Below are 17,729 nucleotides of genomic sequence, written 5' to 3' on the forward strand. Positions count from 1 at the left end.
CATGGACAACTTCGACGACAGCACGCTCGAAGAACTCGCCGCCATGATCTGCGGTGACGAGCCGGGTATGAAGCGCCGAGCCGGCTGGGAGCTGGCTCAATTCCTTTGCCGGGCCGGCTGGGAAGATGTACCTGACCATGACGGCACCCCGCGTCACCGCTGGGTGCACCAAATCTTGCGCGAACGACAGGAAGACCAGGCAGGGGACACCGAGCGTGTCATCCTGCGCCTGGCCGACCGGCGGGAATACCAACAACAGCCAAGCGACTACGACGCCGTCATCCAACGTCTCCAGGAAGTCCTGGAACTTGAAGGCCGCCGTGTCGAATACCGCAAGGGCCAGCCCCACCTCATCGAGTACGACCCCGATGAACCCCTACGTCCCCAACGCGTAGAGCTGAAGGTCGCCATCACTGACATCGTCTCCGACCCTGACCTGGCCCGGGCCGTTCAGTTACGCCTTGACGAGGCCCGTATCTGCCAAGAACACGGGGCTTATACCTCCGCGGTCATCATGCTCGGAAGCCTCCTCGAAGGCGTCCTTGTCCATGCGGCAGACGTCCGACCCGCAATTGCGCCGTTGGCAAGGCCTGCCCGCGATACCCGACTACAGGACCTCATCCAGCACGCCCACACCAATCGGTGGATCGACCAGGATGCGAAAATGGCCTCGGACCTGCTGCGGACCTACCGGAATCTGGTTCATCCTCTCGCCGAGAAGCGAGCCAAACACAGTGCGGACTTCGACACGGCTGATCTGTGTTGGTCCACAGTCAACGCTGTCCTCAACGACTTGGCGGCGAGCAGCCCGTATTAGCTTGAGTTTTAACTACCGAACGTCTCCTCGCTCCAGCGGAACCAAGCCTCGTCGCCGTCGATGTGCAGGAGGAAGTCGGCTACTGGTCCCGAAGGCGACACCAACGTCAGCTCCTGGGGGATGCGGTCGTAGGCCGCGTCGAACCCCTCGAAGTCGTCAGCCTCCATGTGGGCCAAAGCTTCGTCGAACCATGACTTCACCTGGGTGAACGCGGACTCAGGAGTGAACGTGCCTCGCAACCAGGGGAAGCCCGTGTCCTCCACGGCGATCGTGCCGATCAAAGCGTCCTGGCGCATGAGGCACCAAGTGGCATGCTCCTGCGCCATCCTGGGACAAAGCTCCTCTCGCGCATGTGGTATTTGGGAACTGCACGCAGCCCGACTGCTCCAGGAAAAGAGGTTACGGAACACCCGCAGTACAGACTGTCAGCGCCCTGGTGTTTCGGAACCTTTCGTCAGCCACCCCGAAACTGAGTGCAGCTGGCGGAGGCACGCTGCAGGTAGGGCTGCGCAAGTTGGCCGGGTTCAAAACTCAAGGTTAGAGGTCGTTTCATCCTGTTGTTTCATCCCGAGATGCGGCTTTGATGTGCTGGTGAGGGGTCGCGCCAGGAGATCGTGTTCTCTCCGGTGAGGCGGCGGGCCATGAGGTCGGTCATGGCGACATGGATCATGGCTTCAGAGCGGTGTGGGTGGGTTTCGTAGTCGCGGGCCAGGCGGCGGTGGAGTATCAGCCAGCCGTAAGTCCGCTCGACTGCCCAGCGTTTGGGGATCGGTGTGAAGCCCCTGCTCCCGGGGTTGCGTTGGACGATTTCGAGGTCGATGCCGAGAGTGGCGGCATGCTCGATGAAGTGCTTGCGGTAGCCGCCGTCGACCCACACCTTGCGCAGGGCGGGGTGGTCGGTGGCGGTCTGCTCGAGGAGGATGCGGCCTGCGGTGGAGTCCTGCACGCTGGCAGCGGTGACCAGGACTGCCAGCAGCAGGCCGAGTGTGTCGGTGATGATGCTGCGCTTGCGGCCCACGATCTTCTTGCCCGCGTCGATGCCCTGGCTGGTGGCGGGCACGGAGGTGGAGGTCTTGACGCTCTGCGCGTCGACGACGCAGGCCGAGGGGTGACGGTGTTTGCCTTCCTGCTGGCGTACTAACTCCCGCAGCAGACCGTTGAGCTGGGCGAAGAGGCCGTCCTTCTGCCACTTGGCGAAGTAGCCGTAGACAGACTGCCAGGGAGGGAAGTCGTGCGGGAGATAGGCCCACTGACAGCCGGTGCGGTCCACATACAGGACTGCGTTCATGATCTCGCGCAGGTCATGCCGTGGTGGCCGGCCGAAGTCCAGGGCCCGGCCGCGGCGCTCGAAGCGCCAGGCGGACAGCACCGGTTCGATCAGTTCCCAGCGGGCATCGGACAGATCACTCGGATACGCACGACGGTCAGCCATGACCTGGGCATACCGCAGCTCGGGGGCGTGCGCCCAGGCGTGCATCCTGCAGCGTCGAAGCACGGGACAGACTCGGGCGTCCTGGAATGAGACAGGCGTAAGCGACCCGCCACCTCATTCGCCACACCACCAGCCTCATTAGGACAGGCCGCCCCTACAGCCTCACCAGCAGCACATGAGGAGCCAGACCAAAACAACTCAGAACACCACACTCAAGATGAAAACGACCTCTGAGTGAGGGTTTTCCAACCTCGCATGGGCGCGTGCAGCCACATTCGGAAAAGCACGACAGAGCGCTGCCCGTTACGCGATGCTGACGGATCGAGCTCATGGGGAAGCGAGGAAGCGACAGGTGGAGCACACAGCACAGCCAGTCGGAGATCCCAAGACGCCGGTGGACGGCGGAACCAGCATCGTGATGCACGATGGCAAGCACTACCGGCTGACACCTTCACACGGCGAAGCAATCTGCTCTGTCTCGGGCCTGACGCTGCACCACCGCGCCGACTGCACTCACCTGACGCCGACCGACAGGCCGCGCTGGACGATTGTCCCCGACCCCGACGGACAGACCTGGCTGCGCCTCTTGGAGGCCGGGCCCGACGAGACGCACCGCGCCGAGTTCTCGCAGGAAGCGGGGCTGCTGAACGGGGCGGGACGCCCGGTGACCGACCCCTGCACGAGCTGCGCGCTGGCACCGGTCGACACCGCTGACGCCCGTGTGCGCCGGTCTCTGCCGCTGCACGAGGCCGTCGCCGTCGCGGACCGTTCCGCCTGGACGGCCGACGCGGCGGCCGCAGAGGCCGAGGCGGCGGCCATCAGGGCGGACTTCCCCCGCGAGACCTGGGAGAAGCTGCCGCTGGAGCGCTTCGCGCTGGGGCATGACGGATACCGCGGGTCGTTCTGCCACCGGATGGAGTTCCAGAGTCCGCAGCTGGGCAGCATCGCTGGCGGGAACGCCGGGAAGCACATCATCTACTTCCGCCGCAACGAGGACCAGTGGCGCTTCGATCCGCAGTACGACGACGTCGGCTTGGCCTGGGCAGACGTATGCCGCAGCTTTGGGAGGGCCTTCGCTGCCGCCGAGGACGGCCGCCTGGCGGACATCGACGACATAGACGCCCTGCGCCGGGGCCCCGCGCTGACGGCCAAGGCCGTGCACGTCTACTGCCCGGACCGGAGCCTGCCGGTCTACAGCCGTGAGCACGTGCACCACTTCATCACGCTGCTCACCGGGGAGCGACCCTCTCGAATGGAGCCCTTCGCCGCGCACGCGCGGCTCAAGGAGCTCGTCGCGCAGCACTCCGTTCTATCCGGCTGGCACCCCATCGAAGTGGCACGTTTCCTCTACTGGTGGCACGACCCGCGCCCTTCCCGGACCGTTGTCAAGATCGCCCCGGGCGAGGGTGCGGCGCAGTGGGACGACTGCCTGCGCGAGGGATTCATCTGCGTGGGCTGGGACGCCGTCGGGGACATGAGCCAGTACGCCGACGAGCAGGAGCTGCGCGCGGCCTTCCAGCAGGCGTACGCGCAAGAGTACCGAGGCCATCAGCCGACGATCACCACCAAGGCGCGCGAGCTGTGGAAGGCATCCTGCCTCCAGCCCGGTGATCTCGTGGTCGCCAACAAGGGGACCCGCGAGGTGCTGGCCGTGGGCACCGTCACGGGAGTGGGCTATCAGTGGCGGCCCGAGAGGGAGGAGTTTCAGCACACCGTGGCCGTCGACTGGGACACCTCCTACGCCCAGCAGCTCCCCGAACCGGAAAAGCGCTGGGGCATGGTGACCGTCGCGGACGTCCCGCAACGGCTGTGGCGCACACTCACGCGGGGCGCCGCAACGGCGCAGGACTCCGCGGCAGCGACCGAACCGGCAGAGACCCGGCAGACAGGCCTTGCGCCCGCAGCCCTTTCCGATCCCGCCCTGCTGGCCCTGGGCGAGGCGCTTGCCCGTAAAGGCCAGGCGGTCCTCTTCGGGCCGCCCGGCACTGGCAAGACGTACACCGCCCTGCGCTTCGCCCTGTGGTGGCTGGCGCAGCACCTCGACCACCTCGGCCTCGACCCGCTCACCGACTACGGCACACCCGCCTTCCGCGACGCGATCAACACCTTGTCCGCCCCCGGAGACCGCACCGCGGCCCACCTCACGCAGCTCACCTTCCACCCGTCCTACGGGTACGAGGACTTCATCGAGGGATTCCGGCCCCGGCAGGGAAGCTCCGGACTCGACCTGGTCCTCACGCCAGGCGCCTTCAAACGGGTCTGCCAGGCCGCCGCGGATGACCCCGAGCGCCCGTACCTGATGCTGATCGACGAAATCAACCGCGGTGATCTGCCCAAAATCCTCGGTGAGCTGATCACCCTGCTGGAACGGGACAAGCGGGGGCTGACCGTCCGGCTCCCACAGAGCGGAGAGCCCTTCGCCGTACCGCCCAACGTCTGGGTCATCGGCACCATGAACACCGCCGACCGCAGCATCCGCCTGCTGGACTCCGCGCTGCGCCGCCGTTTCGCCTTCCTGGAACTCATGCCCGACGCCACACCACTTGAAGGCTGCCACGTCGGCGAGCTCCATCTCGCCGACTTCCTCAACGGCCTCAACGACCGCATCCGCGCCCAGGCCGGCCGCGAGGCACAGATCGGCCACGCCTTCTTCCTGGACGAGGGCGCCCCGCTGGCCACCGCCACCCACCTGGCCGCCGTCGTCCGCAACGACTTGATGCCGCTCCTCCAGGAGTACGCCTACGACGACTACAGCGTCCTCGCCTCCTTCCTCGGGGCCGAGATCGTGAACGCAGAACGCCACACACTGCGGGACCTGACCGACGACGAACTCGTCGCGGCCCTTTACGCCGAACTCCAGGTCGGAACGGGCGACGGGGCATGAATGCCCCCGCCCAGCGACGCACGGTCACGGTCGGGGAGTACCGGACCCAGGTTGTCCATGACATGCAACTCTCCGCCCGTGACCGTAAGTTGCTGGAGAGTCCGGCACTGGCCTCACGACTTCGCCTCCGCGTCCTGGACCGCGACAGACTGGAGATCCAGACGGACTGCCACATCGGCGTCGTGGAACTCGACGCCCTGCAGATCCGCATCGTGCCCAAACTCATCGGCAGCGACCTGGACGTCCTGCGCATGGTCGAATACACCGACGTCACGTCGGCCTCGCACCAACTCCCCTCAGCGCGCACCATGGACACGGCAGGCAGGCACCTGCGCGACCTGCTGTGCGCACTGCTCGCCCGAGCCTGCGCGCACCTCTTGCGCGGAGGCCTGCGCCACGACTACCGAACCCGCAGCGAACCCCTCCCCGTGCTGCGCGGACGGCTGCTGCCCGACCGTCAGCTTCTACGCCTCCACGGCCGCGTCGACCGTCTCGAATGCCGCTACGACGAGCACTCCACCGACATCCCCGACAACCAACTGTGCGCCAAAGCACTGACACTGGCAGCCCGCACCGCCTCCGACCCGGCGTTGCGAGCCGACTGCCGGCGCTTGGCCACCGACTTCCATGCGATGTGCACCCCAGATCGCCTCGACCACCGCACCCTCACCGAGACCCTGCATTACGGCCGCCACAACACCCACTACCGCCCGGCTCACCGCTGGGCCCTGCTCCTCCTCGACCAAGGAGGCGTACGCAGCCTCTTCGCCGACGGCCCGGCGGACGCCCGCGTCTTCCTCCTCGACATGAACACCCTCTTCGAGGACTTTGTCACCCGGTTCGTCACACGTGCCGTGGCGCCCTTCGGCATCACTGCGCACAGCCAGTCCCGCCACCGCGACGTCCTTGTCCATGAAGCCTCCGGCACTACCCACTCCGAGGTCATCCCCGACATCCTCCTGACGTCAGGGCACGGGCCCGCCGCCCGCAGCTGCCCGCTGGACGTCAAGTACAAGCTGTACGCCGACCGAAAGCTCGCCACACCCGACCTCTACCAGGCATTCCTCTACGCCCAGGCACTCTCGGCAAGCCCGGCCACCGACGGCGCCGGACGGTGCCTCATGGTCTACCCGGGGCCGGGAGACACAGCCACGCGTACCGTGATTGTCCGTGTGGGCGTAGGACGAACGGCCGCCCGGATCACGGCTATCCCCTTGGACGCTCCGGCGGCACTGGACCCCTCCCGGTACACAAGCGTGACGAAGCGAATTCTTGACGCTCTGTCGGAATCTATGGGTTCAATGACCGTAGGGGCGCCGCGGTAGAACGCACTACGAGGGAACGTGCGTGCCGGGGGTACTCCCTCCGGTGATCTCTCCACCGGCCACCCCGTTTGGCGTCCGGTCCGGGAGTAACGGCTCGATCCGCACCCAGACAGGTGCCCTCACAGGGCCTTGGGCAGCGGCCGGGTCAGTGCCGTTATCGCTGCCCGGTCTGCCCACGAGGGCTGCGGGCGGTGGATCTGTCGGCGGAACACGACGAGTTGGTGCCGCAGTTCGAGTATCCCCGCGTTCTCGACAGACTCCGATCGTGCCAGCAGCGCGACCCACCCCTGGGCGTTCAGGAAGGTCAGGTACAGCAGTCGCAGAGCCATGCCTCAGGATCTCGCCCTGGCCTGGCCTCAACTCCAATGCCAGGCCGGCAAGGCAGCCGAGTTTCGGGCGTCCACACTCTGGGGCGCCCGCGTCTCGCCAGTGCCATCCACAACTGCCACTCTCCGCGCAGGACGAGAGCCGGTCGTGCTGTTGCCGGTCCAGGGGGCCACGACCGTCGCAGGCGGAACCACTTGAGATGTGCATTGGTATGTACCAATGACATAAGGTCTGGGGCGTCATGCGGTGCGTCGCCACTGTATGCCCTTTTTGCGCTCCAGATGAAAGATCCACGTGAATCAACGAATACGTACCGTCGTGCGCACCGCCGCGCTCGGAGTCGCGGCAAGTGCCCTGCTGCTCGCCTCACCTGGCCTCGCGTCAGCGGAGCCCGTGAACCCGGCGAGCCCCACCCCGACGCCGTCGATCTCACCGGGCGCCACCGCCACTCCCGAGGCCAGTCCTGCTCCACGATCCTCCGCCACGCAGGGCCCGACCAAGGCCCCCGAACCCACGGGCACGCCGGACGCCTCCCCCAAGCGCCCCGATCAGGAGGAGAAGGAGGCCGAGGAGGACGCGGCGCTCAAGGCCACGCCGGAGGAGCTCGCCGAAGCCAGGGCGGCCGAGGCCTACTGGACTCCGAATCGGATCGCCGAGGCCGTACCCGCCAACCCCAACAAGGGAGTTGTCGACGGGGCACCGAAGACGGCGGGTGACATGCTCCGCGCCCCCTCCAGTGTCAACAACAAGGGTGTGGCCACCGCCGGTGTCTTCCTCATCAATCAGGATGACGACCCGCAGTCGGATCCGGGCAAGCGCGATCAGTTCTGCTCCGCCTCCTCCGTGGCTTCGCCCAACAAGTCGCTGGTGATCACAGCCGCGCACTGCCTCAACGACAACGACCGGTTCCGCAACCTCGCGTTCGCGCCGGGTTGGAAGGCCGATCCGCAGCACAAGGGCCGTGGCATCGCCCCCTACGGCGTCTTCCCGATCAAGAAGGGGAAGGTCTGGATCGATGGCCGCTACCTGTCCCTGGGATCGCAGAAGGCCGACGACCTCGACTTCGCCTTCCTGCGGACCGGACCGAACTCCAAGGGACAGTTCCTGGAGAACGCGACGGGGACGGGCAATGAGCTGACCACGCTCCCCGCCTCCGGCAACCTGAACCAGAGGAACGTCACCCTGATCGGTTTCCCCGGCAGCTCCAAGTCGCCGCGCGTGTGCCCCAAGACGTCCACCAAGGCCTACGCGGGACGCTTTTTGGAGATCGCCTGTGATGGGTTCGCCCCTGGCGTCTCCGGGGGGCCGTTCCTCCGCAACTTCGACGGCAAGCGCGGAGATGTCATCGGGGTCATCGGCGGCTACAAGACCGGCGGCAAGTTCGACAACGTCTCTTACTCTTCACAGTTCGACGCCGATGTCGTACGTCTCTACAACCAGGCCGTGAACGACTACACGCCGGACAAGCCCTCCCAGATCCAGGGTATGGGCGACGCGGGACTCTGGCGCCACGCCACGGCCGCGGCCACCGGCCAGTTCCACACCTCCTCGCAGAAGACGCAGGACGGCGACCTGGTCGTGAAATGGTCCGACGGGGAAATGACGCTCTACCCCGGCGACCAGTCGCAGGGTTTCTACACCGGCTGCGCCCAGGGCCAGCCATGTGAGACGCGCCTCGCCAAGCCGAACAAGATGTGGGCCGACTACGCCGAGGTGATCACAGCCGGCGACTACACCGGCTCCAACGCGTACGACCTGATGGTCAAGTGGATCGACGGCGAGGTCACGATCTACAAGGACATCGACGAGCACACTCAGCTGCCCACCTCCACCTCCGAACACCCGGCAAACGAGATCACTGTCGCCAAGGCCGGCTCGACGTGGAAGTACGCGAAGGGCATCGCGACAGGCAAGTACGGCGGCAACAAGTGGGCCGACGACCTGGTCGTCCGCTGGGTCGACGGGGAAGTCACCAAATACACCAACGTCGACGGCGGCGGCTTCCATGCCGAGCGGCAGCTCCTGGCCCCCAACGCCCTGTGGAAACAGCATGCCTCGGTCATCGCCGGCGGAGACTTCGACGGGTCCACCAACTCCGACTTCGACCTCTTCGTGCGCTGGTCGGACGGTGAACTCACCATCTACGAAGACGTCGGCGCGCACGGCCTCGGCAAGGAGAACCAACTGAAGGGCCCGAACGGCACGTGGAAGCACGCCCGGGTGATCGCTCCGGGCGAGTTCGGCGGCAACCTCTGGGAGGACGACGTCTTCGTGCGCTGGTCCGACGGCGAGGTGTCCGTGTACGGCAACACCCAGGCTGACGCGCTGGGCCGCGAGTACCAGCTTGTTCCTCGTGGATAGGGTGATTTCATGCGCATACGTCATACTCTCCCTCTGTCCGCCGCGGTCCTGGCCGTTCTGATGTCTGGCTGCGCGGATGAGCAGGGCGGGAGCGGCTCGAAGGAGAGTGCCGCCGCCTCGACGCAGCCGTCGAAGCCGTCGGCGTCTTCCGGAGGCGCTGGGAGGCCATGGGAGCCGGACGACGCGTTGCGGCGTGCCGAGCAGGCACTCAAGGCCGCTGCTGACGACGGTACGGAGGCGGAGCTCGTCGATTCCGGCACCGCCTACCTGGCGTCGGGCCTGAAGAAGTCCTTCCGTGCGAGTGGCGACAAACCGTACCGATTCGAGATCACCTGTGACACGGACGGGGCGGAGGAGCTCACTCTGACCTTGGCCCGAGGTTCGGACGAGCAGGCCTACGGGGTGGGATGCGGTGACCGCGAGGCGGACCACTTCAACCTCCCGGCGGGCAAGCCGTTCACGGCACAGGTCGAAGCCGAGCGGGCCGGAACGGGACTCATCGCATGGCGCCTGACCACGGTCGCCCCCGGAGATGTGGACGGATGTGACGACGATGTCGACGGGTGTGAGGACTGACCCCCTTTTCGCACCGTCTCCCGTGAGCGGGCCGGCCGAGGGGCCCACGGGCTCACGCGGTCGCCGTCCCGCACACGCGAGAGACCATCACCATCGAGTTCGACCGATCTGGTGCACACTGTCGACACGGCAGGCCCGCCTTCGAGAGCGCCGACCTCTGTGTCTGGTGCGGCGGTGCTTCAACAGGTCGCGGTGCCGGCGCAGGGTCGCGTGGGGGAGCGGAACGAGCAGCGCGGCGAGGAACGCGTGGTCCCGTTGTGCAGGCGGGGACGTTTGGCGTCGAGTTGCCTTTGTAGGGGGCGGGTTGGCGGCGGATGGCCAGGATCTTGGCGTCCGTCTCGCGTTCGGTGATCGGCAGCAACCGCAGGGCGGCGAAGGCCCCGGCTTCAACCGCGGCTGGGTCCCCCCGCGTCTCCCGCCCCTCGGGCAGCAGGCGGGCTCTGTCGTGGAGCATGTGGGGCCGGGGTTATGTCCACCAGGTGAGAGCCCCGTGGCGCCGTACTTCCGCGTATAGCGTCGTAGGTGTACCAATGGGGCTTCACAACTTCGAACCAGATGCGTGCACGTGACTGGGGGTCAAGGGGTCGCAGGTTCAAATCCTGTCGTCCCGACGGAAACGTCGCAGGTAGGGGCCATCTTCGGATGGCCCCTACTTCGTGTTTGGGAGCAATTCTGGGAGCGGGGGGCCGCTCCCTGCGCTCCGAGGGGGCGGATATCTGGGAGCAACGTCAACCGGAGATCGACGGCGGGTCACCCGAAACGGTCGCTCCCACGGAAAATCTTCGCTGTGTGACGTGGCGTGGGTGTCAAGGGGTCTCACCCTTCGCCCCCTTGTCCGAATTTCGGTTAAGGGGCCGTGCTCCCACGCGACCCCTTGACGGCTTTTGCTGACCCCTTGTCCGGGTGGACTCCATGTCTTGGTGCACACGGCATCCAGAGGTTGAAGCTGTATGGGGCGAACAGGTCGAGCAGCGTGGACCAGCCACGCACCGGCCCTCCGTGTAGGTTCCTCGCAGGTGCGGGGAACACTTCTTTCGCGTTCTTTCAGGCTCGTCCCGGTTGGGTAGCTGATTCTCCCCACGCGCTCCCCAGAGCTGCTCGTACTCCCCAAATTCCCCAGAGGTGGCCCGCTCGGCGGCCACCGGCAGGGCAGGAGCCTGCCAATAGCTTCTTCGTCTGCTGGTGGTACACGGCTTGCATGGCGCTGACCAGTGCGAATGTGACGGCTGATGTGGATCTGGCGGTCTCTGGCCCGCATATGGTCCGGATCTTGGTTGTGGGTTGAGCGAGACCTCGACTGGGTTGGGTAAAGCCAACGGCACTGTTCGCAGTCGCAGAGTCTGGAGGGTTTGGCCAGGCGGTTTCTGATGGGCCGGGTCCCATTTGTCTGCGCCCGCAACGCCCATACCGTGGCCGTTGACACGATGGGTGCCGATTATCCGTCCGGCCAGGTCAGCGGCCTGATGGCCTGTCGAGTCTGTGCGCCGGAATGGCTCGGTTCGGAGCTGGTCCGATTGCCGGGTCGTGGCCCGTGGGCGGCGTGATTGTTCTGTGGTGAGACTGGCTTACCTTGCGATGAGGAACGCTTTCGCCTTCATACGCCTGCTGTCGATGAGCGACCGCGACAAGGACGTGGAAATCCTGGCACTGCGGCACCAGCTCACTGTCCTGAACCGTCAGGTAAGCAAGCCGGTGTTCACTCCGGGCGACCGCACGCTGCTGGCTGCGCTCCTGCGCCACCTGCCGATGGCGAAGCTGCGTCAACTCCAGTTGTTGGTGCGCCCGGACACGATTCTGCGCTGGCACCGTGATCTGCTCACCTGTCGGCATGCCGCGAGGTGTGCACCCAAGCGCCCCGGTCGGCCGCGGACCCTGCGCTCGATCCGGGCCCTGGTGTTGCGGCCCGCTGCGGTGCGGGGCCGATGCCGTGCTCCCTCAAGATCCCCCATACCGTGGAAGCGGCGGTTCTGATGCGACCGCACCACCTGGGCCGGTTTCCTGCGTTCCCAGGCCGATGCCCTGCTGGCCTGCGACTTCCTGGAGACCCGCACCCTGGCTGGCACGCGGCTGTACGTCTTCGCCGTGATCGAGCACGCCAACCGGCGTATCCGGATCCTCGGCGCCACCACTGGGCCCACGGCTGACTGGACCGCCCAGCTCGCCCGCAACCTCGTCATGGACCTACAGGACGCCGGCAGCAGAGCGGGGATCAGCAGAGCGGCGAGGAACGCCCGGTCTGCGGGAGTGAACTTGATGCGGTCCGTGCCGAGTTGTCGCTCCAGGGCGGTGGGCTGGTGGCGTAGGGCGAGTATCTCCGCGTCCTTGTCGTGGTCGCTCAGCGGCAGCAACCGCAGCGCGGAGAACAGGTTGGTGACGGTCAAGTAGACAAGACGCAGCAACACGAAATCATCCTGCCGCACCGTCGCTGACGCTCCTGATCTGCATGGATGACATTTCCGGCAGGCGCAGAGTCCTCTCGGTGAGCCGGTGAGCCGGTGAGCCGGTGAGCCGGTGAGCCGGTGAGCCGGTGGCGGGCAGGGCTGCCGGTCGGGGTGTTGAAGACTGGAAGATCCTGCGGGACTGCCGGCTCAAGGGCGAGGGAGTTCACCAGGCCATGCTCGGTATCGCCCGGCTACACAACCCGGCTCTCACCGGATAGCTCACGCCACGTACGGGACAACCTCAGGATCCCATACCGAGATGCGCTCCACCGGCGACGTCGAGGGAGACGCCGGTGATGTACCGATTGGCCCGGTCCGTGAGGAAGCCGATCGCGTTGGCGACCTCGGCCGGTTCGGCGAAGCGTTGCATGGGGAGCTGCGCGGCGCGAGCGTCGCGTGCTGCCTGGGCGGAGCCGGACTGGTCGGCGAGCTGTGTCCACATCGGTGTGTTCACCGGTCCGGGGTTGACGGTGTTGACCGAGATCCCGTCCGGGCCGAGGATCTTCGCCATCGACCACATGATGTGCAGCACGGCGATCTTGCTGGCGTTGTACGGCAGGTAGTCGATCCGTGCTTCCTTGGCCGCGACCGACGACAGCAGCAGAATGGTGCCCTTCGTGCCGCTGCCCCGCATGAGGTTCGCGACCTCGCGCGTGATGGTGAACGTGCCCGTGGCGTTGATGCGCATGGTGCGCTCGAACTCCTCGGTCGTGGTCACCAGCGGATCGGGTGTGCCGCCCAGCACCCCCGCGGCGTGGACGAGGACGTCGATGCGGCCGTGCTCGGCGACGACCCGGCGCAGCACTTCGGCGGTCTGCTGCTCGTCGGTGACGTCGAGTTCGGAGAAGCTGGCGATGTCCTGCCCGTCGAGCGGTGCGAGGTCGGCCCCGACGACGATGTCCCCGCGCGCCTTCAGCGCGTCGACGGCGGCCGCGCCTATGCCGCCGCTGGAGCCGGTGACCAGGGCGACCTGGGGCAGAGGTGCTACTGAACTGCTTTGCTGGACCACGTGCGTCCCTCCTGTTCCTCGGTGGGCAAGCCTGCCGCCGCGAGGATCTTGTCGAGTAGCTGCTGGGTCTTGACCGCTTCCCATCCGGATGTCAGCGGCTGCTGCCGGTCCTGAACGCGGTCGAGGAAGTGGCGGACCGCGTCGGCGAAGCCGAAGGTCTCGGTCGCGGTCGCCCAGCCGAATGCCTCCGGGCTCATCGACCGGACGGTGCGGGCGCCGTCCGCCGTCACCGCGACGGTGTCGGGGGCGATGACCTCCGCCGAGCGCAGCTGGCCGTACGCGTCGAGCTTCTCACCCCACGCGCCGGCGGTTCGGGCCGCGACCAGCAGGCCCGTGTTCCCGGTCGAGAACCGAATGATGGCGGCTGTGCCGTCCTCCTCCCAGGGGTCGGTTCCGGCGGCCGCGCTGGTGACCTCGACCACGTCTCCGCCGCAGAACCAGCGGAGAAGGTCCACCATGTGGATCGCGTTCTCGAACGTGGCCCGGTACTCGGAGCCGGCGCGGTTCTTCTGCGCGACGCAGAACGACGCTCCGGCCGCGCCGAACGCTTCCCGCGCAGCGACGTACACGGGCGCGAACCGCCGGTTCAGGCCGACCATCAGGATGCGGCCGTGCTCGTCGGCGAGCTCCGCGAGGCGGACCGCGTCGGAGGTCGAGGTGGCAAGCGGCTTCTCGCAGAACACGTCGATGCCGGCACGGAGGGCACTCTCGACGGCCGCGACGTGCTCGGAGCGGGGAGTGAGCACGAAGACGGCGTCGAGCTCTTCGGCGTCGAGCATCGCGTCGACCGTGCGGTACACGTTCGCGAACCCCCACCGACGTTGCAGCGGGCTCGGGTCCTCGCGCCGCGACACCAGGGCGCGCAGCTCGACGTCGTCGCGCTGTACGAGGGTGGGCAGCTGCGCGATGCTGGCGATGTTGCCGGCGCCCACCACGCCGACGCGGAGCGCAGTCACGAGCGGACCTCGGCGTTCTGGCCGGTCGCCTCGAGGTCGAGCTGCCGGAGCAGCGTACGGAGGTGCTCGGCACCACGACGGAATCCGATCTCGGGGGCTTCGAGATCCTGCGGATGCCACCGGTACTCGTATTCGAGCGAGAGCACGTCGTCGTAGCCGATCTCGCGCAGGCGTCGGAGGATGGGCGACCAGGCGAGGGTGCCGTCGCCGACGACGCGCGAGATGACGGCGCGCTCCTCGGCGTGCACGCGCGCCGTCTCGGATGCGACGAACGGGGCGTTCGGGTCCTTGAAGACAAGGTCTTTGACGTGCACGTGGCCGATGAGATCGCCCTGGACGGCGAAGGCGTCGTCGACGTCCTCGTCGTGGGTGAAGGTGAGGTTCGCCTGGTCGTAGAGGACGCGGACGGCGGGCGAGTCGACCGCGCGGATGAGCTTGGCGGTGTCGCGCGCGGTCTGCGTCATGGTGCCGAAGTGGTTCTCGGCGCAGAGCACGACGCCTGCGTCCGCCGCTGGGCCGGAGAGCTCCTGGAACGAGCGGACGAGCTGCGTCCAGTGCGCGGCGTGGTCCTGCTGGCCCGGCTTCCACGCGCCGGAATAGACGCGGATGCGGTTCGCGCCGATCGTGTGGGCGATGTCGATGGCCGATCGCATTTCGTCGACGGCTGCTGAGCGTATGCGCTCGTCGGTCGCGTTGATGGCGGTCGTGTACGGGGTGAGCCCGATGACGGGGATGCCTTCGCCGTCGGCGACGCGTGCCGCTTCCGCCGCTGCCATGGCATCGCCGATGGGCAGACCGCTCGTGTAGTCGTCCTGGTAGATCACCTCGGCGGCATCCAGGCCGGCTCGGGCGAAGAGTTTGAGCGCTTCGGGGACGGTGTGGTCGGGGGTGCCGAGGGTGTGTCCGGCGATCTTCACGAGGGTGTCTCCGAAGTCTTCGAGGTCGAGTGGGTGTGCCAGTCGTGGGGGCCGACGAGACGTGGCGGATCGGCGACCCGCGAGCGGTCGACGAACTCGAGGATGAGCCCCCAAGAAGTGCGGGCGTACACCCACCGGTTCCCGGCGACGGCGGGGCTGTCGCCGGCGACCTCCTTGCGCGCACCGAGGATCTCGACACCCCGGAGGTCCGCGATCGCGTCGACGACGTCGTCCACGTCGTCGACGACGAAGCAGAGGTGGTGCCCGCCCGCGTCGCTGGCGCGCGGGAATACGGGTGAGCGATCCTCGCTCCACCACTGGAACAGCTCGACGTTCAGGTTCGGCGGCAGTCGGAGCATGCGCAGCTCCAGGTGTGCGTCCGCGGGCACGCCGAAGTGCTCCGGCATGACCGCGGCATCGGGTCCGCGGGTGGAGCGATAGAGCTCCTCGGCGCCGAGGAGGACGGTGAACAGGCGGGTGGCGTCGTCGAGGTCGGGAACGGTGAAGGCCACGTGGTCCACATATTGCAGACCGGGAAGGCGACCGGGGTTCGGATTCATGAGCGGTGTTCCTGGGTGGAGGAGCGGATGAGAAGCGATGGCTCGAGCACGACGTGGTCGGGCGGGCCGCCGGCGATGAGGCCCTCGCCGAGTTCGATGGCGATCCGTCCGAGGTCGGTGATTGGTTGTCGGACGCTGGTCAACCGGGGGTTGAACTGGGCGCCGAGGTCGAGGCCGTCGAAGCCGATCACCGACAGGTCGGCGGGCACGGACAGTCCGCGCGAGCCGAGCTCGGAGATCATGGCGAAGGCGATGAGGTCGTTGGAGGCGATCACCGCGGTCGGGCGGATCGGTTCCCGCATCCATTGGTCCACGAGCCCCGACCCCGGTTCGACGCCGGGCGCCGCCTCCAGGACGACGGGCGGGATGGCGTGACGCTCGGCGGCCTGGTGGTAGGCGTCCCAGCGATCCTGGGCGGTGTACGTGCCGACGATCCCCGGGGCGTAGGCGATGTTCGAGTGGCCGAGACCAAGGAGGTGGTCGAAGGCGAGGTCGATGCCCCGGGCGCTGTCGACAGTGACAGTGGGCACGGCGGGATCGTCTTCGACCCGGTCGATGACGACGACCCGGTTCTGAAACGCGTACCGGCGGAGCGCCTCGAGGTTGACCCGGGTCGAGGGGGCGACGATGCCGAAGGGGGAGTACATGGAGTGCATCGCGCTCACATAGTTGGCGGTCTGCCCGGTGTCGCCGTTGGTGATGCAGAGCATCAGCTGGTAGCCGCGTGCTTCGGCGGCGGCGGCGGTCGTGCGCGCCAGCTCGGCGAAGAACGGGTTGGTCATGTCCGGAACGATCAGCGGGACGAGGTTGCTCGAGCCGCGGCGGAGAGCCTGCGCGAGGGGGTTCATCGAGTACCCGAGCTCGGCTGCGACACGCAGCACGTGTTCCCGGGTCGCCGCGCGCACGGCATCCGGTTTCGAGAACGCGCGCGACACGGTCGAGCGGTGCACGCCGGCTGCTTTGGCGACGTCGTCGATGCTCACCTCAGTCACGACGCGCCGTCCCCTCTGCCTGCGGCGACCAGATGAGCTCCATGCTGGTCAGAAGCTCGGCGAGCGTCGGCAGGCCCGCGAATCCGGTCGTGAGCGTGTCGGCGACGCCGGTGACGAAGACGTCGTACAGCGGGTCGCTGTCGACCTCGAGGACGGCGCTCTTGGTGACGCCGGATTGGTCGGTGAACGTCGCGTCGCCGTTGGTGTCGACGGTGGCGAACCCGTTGGTCCCGGCCGCGGTGAAGCTGCAGTACCGCTTCAGCGGCGAGTCGGGGAACGCGTAGCCGACCTCGACGATTGCCTCGCGGCCCGTCGCGGTGGTCAGGACCATCGTGGAGTGGTCGTCGGCCGCCTCGCCGTGCAGCGTGGTGGAGAGCTTCTGGACGACGTCGACGGGGTGTCCGAGGTGACGGATCGCCAGGTCGACGAAGTGCGGGCCGAGGTTCATCAGGCTGCCGCCGCCCGAGAGAGCGGGTTCGAGCATCCACGGGTTGCCGTTGCGCCGGTACCGCGAGGGCGGACCGGCGACGAACGCCATCCGTTCGTAGACGATGTCGCCGGCCTGTCGCAGCCAAGTGTCGATCGGGGCGCCGCGCTGGATGAGCGCCACGGTCGCCGGCACGGCGGCCAGGTGCGCCTCCTCCTCGATCGTCCGAAGGTCGTCGAGGCTCGCACCGGCGGGTTTCTCGATCACGAACGGGATGCCGCGGTCGATGAGCTTTCGGCCGACCGCGAGCATCTCGTGGTGCGGGGAGAACACGAACGCCACCTCGATGCCGTCCTGGTCCAGAGCCTCGTCGACGCTCGCCGCGACGGGTGCGCCCAAGGGCTCGGCGAATGCCCGGGCGACCGCGGGGTCGGGGTCCTGCACCGCCGTCACGCGGAAGTGTCGAGCGAGCCCGGCACGGTACAGCGGCGCGTGCCAATGGGACGCACCCAGCACCACGGCCGAGGGCCGAGGGGCCGAAGAGGAATGATCCACCGCCGTGGACTCCTTCGTCTCGATGAGGATCCCGACGCGTCTCGCCCTCGTGAATGAGAACGATTGCTGAGATCGATTGCAGCCCAGGGTGCAACACCTCGCCGCGATTCGTCAACGCATCCTGGACGGGGCTCGCGAAGCGCGTGAAAG

The 17,729-nt window shown here is 67.3% G+C and carries 14 protein-coding genes and 2 pseudogenes; 7 read left to right on the plus strand and 9 right to left on the minus strand.

Annotated elements, in window-relative coordinates:
* Position 1: 1 nt before the first annotated feature.
* The gene (locus ACZ5CR_RS04775; protein WP_468853547.1) at positions 2-817 is read left to right on the plus strand and encodes a hypothetical protein; all 816 of its coding nucleotides are present in this window, start codon (positions 2-4) and stop codon (positions 815-817) included.
* A gap of 8 nt (positions 818-825) precedes the next feature.
* Here ACZ5CR_RS04775 and ACZ5CR_RS04780 read toward each other — a convergent pair whose 3' ends face one another.
* Positions 826-1,143: a hypothetical protein gene (locus tag ACZ5CR_RS04780; protein WP_468853549.1), complete on the minus strand. Its 318-nt coding sequence runs from the start codon at positions 1,141-1,143 to the stop codon at positions 826-828.
* A 236-nt stretch (positions 1,144-1,379) separates the two neighbouring features.
* Positions 1,380-2,249: an IS5 family transposase gene (locus ACZ5CR_RS04785; protein ID WP_468853551.1), complete on the minus strand. Its 870-nt coding sequence runs from the start codon at positions 2,247-2,249 to the stop codon at positions 1,380-1,382.
* 352 nt (positions 2,250-2,601) lie between these two features.
* On the opposite strand from ACZ5CR_RS04785, the gene ACZ5CR_RS04790 reads away from it, so the two are divergent.
* Positions 2,602-5,133: an McrB family protein gene (locus ACZ5CR_RS04790; RefSeq protein WP_468853553.1), complete on the plus strand. Its 2,532-nt coding sequence runs from the start codon at positions 2,602-2,604 to the stop codon at positions 5,131-5,133.
* 62 nt (positions 5,134-5,195) lie between these two features.
* A complete protein-coding gene (locus ACZ5CR_RS04795; RefSeq protein ID WP_468853556.1) occupies positions 5,196-6,458 on the plus strand; it encodes an McrC family protein in 1,263 nt (420 codons plus the stop codon).
* Positions 6,459-6,577: 119 nt separating this feature from the next.
* On the opposite strand, the gene ACZ5CR_RS04800 is transcribed toward ACZ5CR_RS04795, so the two are convergent.
* Positions 6,578-6,787 carry a hypothetical protein gene (locus tag ACZ5CR_RS04800; RefSeq protein WP_468853557.1) on the minus strand — a complete coding sequence of 70 codons (210 nt, stop codon included), beginning with the start codon at positions 6,785-6,787 and terminating at the stop codon, positions 6,578-6,580.
* Positions 6,788-7,079: 292 nt separating this feature from the next.
* Here ACZ5CR_RS04800 and ACZ5CR_RS04805 point away from each other — a divergent pair, with 292 nt between their 5' ends.
* From ACZ5CR_RS04805 to ACZ5CR_RS04820, 4 genes and pseudogenes are all read left to right on the plus strand, one after another.
* A complete protein-coding gene (locus tag ACZ5CR_RS04805) occupies positions 7,080-9,146 on the plus strand; it encodes a trypsin-like serine peptidase (protein ID WP_468853559.1) in 2,067 nt (688 codons plus the stop codon).
* A gap of 9 nt (positions 9,147-9,155) precedes the next feature.
* Positions 9,156-9,722, plus strand: coding sequence for a hypothetical protein (locus ACZ5CR_RS04810; protein WP_468853561.1), 567 nt, complete (start codon positions 9,156-9,158; stop codon positions 9,720-9,722).
* 1,575 nt (positions 9,723-11,297) lie between these two features.
* Positions 11,298-11,928 (plus strand): annotated as a pseudogene (locus tag ACZ5CR_RS04815) (integrase); the annotation flags it as partial.
* A 348-nt stretch (positions 11,929-12,276) separates the two neighbouring features.
* Positions 12,277-12,381, plus strand: a pseudogene (locus ACZ5CR_RS04820) (IS5/IS1182 family transposase); the annotation flags it as partial.
* A 23-nt stretch (positions 12,382-12,404) separates the two neighbouring features.
* On the opposite strand, the gene ACZ5CR_RS04825 reads toward ACZ5CR_RS04820, so the two are convergent.
* From ACZ5CR_RS04825 to ACZ5CR_RS04850, 6 genes are read right to left on the minus strand one after another with little or no spacing between them, the layout of a single operon-like run.
* Positions 12,405-13,172, minus strand: coding sequence for an SDR family NAD(P)-dependent oxidoreductase (locus tag ACZ5CR_RS04825; RefSeq protein WP_468853562.1), 768 nt, complete (start codon positions 13,170-13,172; stop codon positions 12,405-12,407).
* A complete protein-coding gene (locus tag ACZ5CR_RS04830) occupies positions 13,148-14,128 on the minus strand; it encodes a Gfo/Idh/MocA family protein (protein WP_468853564.1) in 981 nt (326 codons plus the stop codon). Before ACZ5CR_RS04830 ends, ACZ5CR_RS04825 begins: the two co-directional genes overlap by 25 nt.
* On the minus strand, positions 14,125-15,045 hold the full coding sequence (locus ACZ5CR_RS04835; RefSeq protein ID WP_468853566.1) for a sugar phosphate isomerase/epimerase family protein: 921 nt from the start codon (positions 15,043-15,045) through the stop codon (positions 14,125-14,127). The genes ACZ5CR_RS04830 and ACZ5CR_RS04835 overlap by 4 nt, the downstream gene beginning before the upstream one ends.
* A complete protein-coding gene (locus ACZ5CR_RS04840; RefSeq protein ID WP_468853568.1) occupies positions 15,042-15,605 on the minus strand; it encodes a VOC family protein in 564 nt (187 codons plus the stop codon). Before ACZ5CR_RS04840 ends, ACZ5CR_RS04835 begins: the two co-directional genes overlap by 4 nt.
* Positions 15,602-16,597 (minus strand): LacI family DNA-binding transcriptional regulator, encoded by a 996-nt coding sequence (locus tag ACZ5CR_RS04845; RefSeq protein ID WP_468853570.1) that lies wholly within the window; start codon positions 16,595-16,597, stop codon positions 15,602-15,604. The genes ACZ5CR_RS04840 and ACZ5CR_RS04845 overlap by 4 nt, the downstream gene beginning before the upstream one ends.
* Positions 16,590-17,579, minus strand: coding sequence for a Gfo/Idh/MocA family protein (locus ACZ5CR_RS04850; RefSeq protein ID WP_468853572.1), 990 nt, complete (start codon positions 17,577-17,579; stop codon positions 16,590-16,592). Before ACZ5CR_RS04850 ends, ACZ5CR_RS04845 begins: the two co-directional genes overlap by 8 nt.
* Positions 17,580-17,729 lie beyond the last annotated feature (150 nt).

Source organism: Streptomyces sp. NPDC031274 (assembly GCF_055570235.1).